This window comes from Aureliella helgolandensis (assembly GCF_007752135.1).
GTDB classification, from domain to species: Bacteria; Planctomycetota; Planctomycetia; order Pirellulales; family Pirellulaceae; genus Aureliella; species Aureliella helgolandensis.
The window spans coordinates 7,968,743-7,973,656 of sequence record NZ_CP036298.1; the positions used below are offsets into that span (position 1 = coordinate 7,968,743).

General features: G+C 53.1%; 4 protein-coding genes. 2 read left to right on the top strand and 2 right to left on the bottom strand.

From position 1 onward, the window contains the following. Nucleotides 1-10 precede the first annotated feature (10 nt). Nucleotides 11-1,456: a CmpA/NrtA family ABC transporter substrate-binding protein gene (locus Q31a_RS28170; RefSeq protein ID WP_391575304.1), complete on the bottom strand. Its 1,446-nt coding sequence runs from the start codon at nucleotides 1,454-1,456 to the stop codon at nucleotides 11-13. Between the two features lie 479 nt (nucleotides 1,457-1,935). Here Q31a_RS28170 and Q31a_RS28175 point away from each other — a divergent pair, with 479 nt between their 5' ends. Next, on the top strand, nucleotides 1,936-3,495 hold the full coding sequence (locus tag Q31a_RS28175; protein WP_231690981.1) for an alginate export family protein: 1,560 nt from the start codon (nucleotides 1,936-1,938) through the stop codon (nucleotides 3,493-3,495). 38 nt (nucleotides 3,496-3,533) lie between these two features. Then, on the top strand, nucleotides 3,534-4,019 hold the full coding sequence (locus tag Q31a_RS28180; RefSeq protein ID WP_145085735.1) for a DUF1579 family protein: 486 nt from the start codon (nucleotides 3,534-3,536) through the stop codon (nucleotides 4,017-4,019). Nucleotides 4,020-4,190: 171 nt separating this feature from the next. On the opposite strand, the gene Q31a_RS28185 is transcribed toward Q31a_RS28180, so the two are convergent. Beyond that, nucleotides 4,191-4,853: a PEP-CTERM sorting domain-containing protein gene (locus Q31a_RS28185; protein ID WP_197355848.1), complete on the bottom strand. Its 663-nt coding sequence runs from the start codon at nucleotides 4,851-4,853 to the stop codon at nucleotides 4,191-4,193. Nucleotides 4,854-4,914 lie beyond the last annotated feature (61 nt).

Sequence of the window (4,914 nt, forward strand, 5' to 3'; positions counted from 1 at the left end):
TGCCAGGAATTCAGTCTTTGATCCCAATCTCAAAACTCTGCAAATATCCCAACGGATCTCGGCCGTCATAGCTATTGCCGTCGATGAATTCGTTCGAAGCGGGACGATACCCCTCGTAACTTGCCAGGGGAATGTCCGCTTCTGTCAATTTGCCATCCAGTATCAGAAGCTCTGCTGCTTGGCGATAAATCTCAGGCTTGTAGACTTCACGCGCCACCTCTGAATACCACTCCTCAGGGTGCGCCTCGGTGATCTGCCCCCAACGTCGCATCTGCGTTAAGAACCAGACGCAGTCACTGTAGTGTGGGTAGCTGGCGAATCCGCTGAAGAACACATTAAACTCTGCCATGGGACGCACATCCGTTGGCTGAAACACAAAGGATCCAGTCATACTCTTAGCGATTACCGCCGCGTCAGCACCGACATAGTCCTTGCGGCTTAGTATTTCCACAGCTTCCGGTCGATTGACCAACTCGCCCGCTTCGTTGGTCTCGTCCAGCCATTTCCCAGCCCGGATAAGCGCCTTAACCACAGCTAGATGCGTGTTGGGATACTTGGCATCCCAATCGGCCGAAACGCCGAACACCTTCTCTGGGTTATTCTTCCAAATGTCGTAATTGGTCGTGATCGGTACGCCGATCCCCTTGACAACAGCCTGCTGATTCCACGGCTCCCCAACGCAGTATCCCAGAATGGTTCCAGCTTCTAACGTAGCTGGCATTTGCGGGGGAGGTGTTACCGACAATACCACTTCAGCATCCAGCGTTCCGGCAATATTCTCTTGCGTGTAGTAGCCTGGGTGAATTCCCGCAGCAGCCAACCAATAGCGCAACTCGTAGTTATGCGTGCTAACCGGGAAGACCATTCCCATGTTGAAATCCTTGCCCGCCTGCCGATACCCCTCAACAATTGGCTTGAGGGCGTGAGCAGTAATCGGGTGCGGTGGATGTGGACTTTTAAGTGCAGGCTCGACTTCCTGCATTTGCTTCCAGATATCATTACTGACCGTGATCGCGTTACCGTTGTAATCGAGACTATAGGCAGTGATGATGTGCGCCTTAGTCCCAAAACCAATGGTGGCTCCAATGGGCTGCCCTGCCAACATGTGAGCTCCGTCCAACTGACCATCGATCACGCGGTCTAGCAGCACTTTCCAGTTGGATTGAGCTTCGATCTCGACATTCAGCCCCTCTTCTTCGAAGTACCCCTTCTCCTTGGCGATCACCAAAGGAGCGCAGTCAGTCAATTTAATGAACCCGAATTTGAGCGTCGATTTTTCAACATCTAAGAGCTCGCCGCCAGCGACTGCTTCCCAATCAATTTCCGCCGGCGAGAGATCGAGCGCAGTAGCCGCTTTTTCCAGTTCGGCGAGCGTCGTTACCGACCGACCACATCCGACTACGATTAGAACCAGGAGCATCCCCCAGAACTCTGCAACGTTTCTCCACTTGAACATGCCGCCCAACACTTTCCGCCTGAAGGTAGATCCGCCTAAGGTTTGCCATCTCAGGCCGTTTCCAGACAACGCAAATGACGTACCACCAACGCATGCCCTCGCCCCCTGACAAGGGTCGCAGAATGCAACAGCGGTCACCATCGCCACCTTAAAGAAGCTCAACAGCGTCCGTCGCCCCATACCGAGAACGAAGATTCTCGTGGTTTGCGACGTGTAAGGATTAGGAATTGGCCTCCTGCTGAAACAGTGTGCAGCGACAGCCTGGAATTAGGGCAAGCCAAGCTGACGGTTGTACAGGTTAGCGCTCATGCAAGGTTGATTCCCACTTTGCTGGGCAGAGCCGCTTTCAAGAGACGATTATTAGAGTGGTTAAAAGAGAAGCTGGCGCGGAGCTGCTAGCTGAGCGTGCGTGCGTTGGCGGCGACACGCAGCATGGTATTCCCATTTCGAGAGAAGTTTCCATGGATGGAACGAATCTGATGCACGTACGCCTAATAGGTACCGTTTTGGCGTTGGCCAGTGGCAGCGGAATACTGCTGTCCCATTCACCGCTACACGCTCAGACCTTCAATTACTCGCTCGCCGTAAATGCACAGCCTTCAGCGTCAGATCGCGTGCTGGGAGAGCAGTCTCCGGGACAGGAAATCTCGCCTTCCTCCACGACGACGGCCCCCACCTACCAACTCATCAGCACGGCTCCCCAACCAGCCAAGCCCCAAGTCACCGGGCTCGGAGCCTATCCGGGAGTCTTCTATGCCAACGACTACAGCTACCTCCGCAATCCCGCCTACTCGGGGCCCTACTTTCCAGGTGATGCACTGAAGGGCCTGGACAACGGAAAGCTCGATTTGGGGGGAGAATATCGAACACGATTTCATCACGAAAACAACCATCGCGGATTTGGACTAACCGGAGTCGATGACGAGTTCTGGCTATCGCGACTGCGGTTGTTTGCGAACTATCGCGTCAATGATACCGTTCGCTTTTATGGTGAATTCCTTTACGCTGACTCCAGCGGAGAATCCAGCCCGGCACGTGCCATTGAAGAGAATCGTGGTGATGCCCAAAACCTGTTCTTCGATGTCAAACTACTGGATACCGGTGCTGAAAAAATCAGTGCACGACTTGGAAGGCAAGAGCTGCTCCTGGGCGCCCAGCGACTTGTCTCACCTCTGGACTGGGCCAACACACGGCGAACTTTCGATGGCTACCGGTTGACCTACAGTAGCGATGATTGGGAGATCGATGGGTTCTACACGAATCCAGTCTCACGCGTTCCCGCCACGGCAGGCTCCTTCGATTGGGACAGTGCCGACACCGATCAACACTTCTTTGGAACCTACTTGAGTCGCAAGGGGCTGGACATCGGAACTCTCGATGTTTATTACCTCGGTTACGACAACGAGAATGCCAACTTCGCCTACCACACGTTGGGGAGTCGCTTGGCCGGCAAAAACGATCTGTTTCTATACGACTTCGAAGGCGGGACCCAGTTCGGAGAGAACTCCAACGGTTCTGGACACGGTGCCGGATTCGTCACTGGCGGTCTCGGCAAACAACTAACAGTTTGCAGCTGGAAACCAACGCTATGGGCCTATTATGATTGGGCTTCGGGCGGAGGTGCAGATGCGATCGGCGTGGGCGACAATGGGTTTCACCACAACTTCCCGCTCGCGCATAAATACAACGGCTTCATGGACCTCTTCGGGCGTCGCAACTTGAACGATGTCAATGTGCAATTGACCACTCCGGTAGGCAAACGCGTCAATATGATGCTGTGGTACCACTACTTCTTCTTGGACCAAGCCACGACGCCCTACAGCGTTGCCATGCAACCCTACAACACAACCGACCTAGCGGCCTCCAAAGACCTGGGGCATGAAATTGATTACGTGTGCTCCATCAACCTGAATGAACGCAATTCAGTGTTACTGGGTTACTCGTTCTTCAATGCTGGTGAGTACTACCAATCGACACCCAACGTTCAGTCACAAGCCGACGCAGACTTCTTTTACTTCCAATATCAAACGCAGTTCTAGTCGACCAGTCCGTCGCCGCAGAGGATAGGGCTCATTCCATGACTCAGCCACAGCATTTCGACAAACTGATAGGAGCGTGGAGAGGGATTTGCAACACATGGTTCGAACCGGGCCAACTCGCAGACACCTCACAGGTCTCTGGCAACATCACCGCAGTGTTTGACGGCCAGTTTGTTCGCCACACTTATGATGGCACACTTCGTGGAGAACCGCGGCAGGGCGAAGAAATGCTGGCGTTCAATTCTGTAACTCAGTTGTTTCAATCCTCTTGGATCGATAGCTTCCACATGCGCGATGCAATCCTTTTTTCACAAGGTCCATCGACCGCTCAAGGCTTCGCAGTGCACGGCGCCTACGACGTTGCCCAGAACCTACCTCAGTGGGGTTGGAAGACCGAATATCGATTTGCCAATAACGACGAACTCATCATCACGGCATACAACGTAAGTCCCGAGGGAGAAGAAGCCAAAGCAGTGGAGACGCATTACCATCGAGTCCCGTCTCCTACAACGGCCATTCGATAAGAGCCGAGCAGGCAGGCGGCGTGAGCCTAAGATCAGCCATCGCGATATTGAACTGAAGGAATGCGGAGATCGAAAAAATCCAGGCCAGAGACAGCTAACCCTTCTCCGCTCTCGCGCAACCTTAGCCGTGCTCTCCCAATCCGCTTCCTTTGTCTTCCCGCGGCAGCATGTCTAACCGATACGGTTCCCCGATCTTCGACGTCCCAGGAAGACCGATGCACCGAGCAGAATCAGCCAACTGGAACTCGGCTCCGGCACGCCAGTAACAGTGAGCTGGCCGTAGTCCGAGACACGGTCAGCGCGTTGACTTAGTAAATCTTTCCCCAAGGACAAATTATTGGGCAAAGGTTTCGTTAAGTTTCCGACCGTGAAAATTGAATCCTCCTCTCCTGGAGTGATTTTGACGGTCCCTAGAGAGAATGATGCAAGCTTGGTACCGAAACCAGGTGAAGCGGCAAAAGGATTCGATGACGTGACGTTCAACTCCCATAAGAATTCATTTTCGATCGGATTGGGCGACGGATTTACTCCAAAGAAACTAAAGCCATCGGCAATGCGAAAGCTGTTCAAGCGTGCGTCACCACTGGTACGTTCCAATCGAATGCCAAATCCAAACACACCGCTACCATTGGCTAACGCAACATCTGATCCGGTGCCTAGACCATCGTCGATTTCGCGTAGAAGCAGTTCGATGGAGACGGCACCATCCACCTCAGGAGCACCAATCTGTTGCAAGTCGATCCCATAGGTATAATCTGCGGCTGCGCTATGGCTCATTAAGGCAACTGCCGAAAAGCTGACGGCGAAGACAAACAGGGGTTTCGAGAGTACCATTAATAATTCCTCATAGACTTGTTGCATCCCATTTTAATTCGATGCAAATGACTTGCACTAC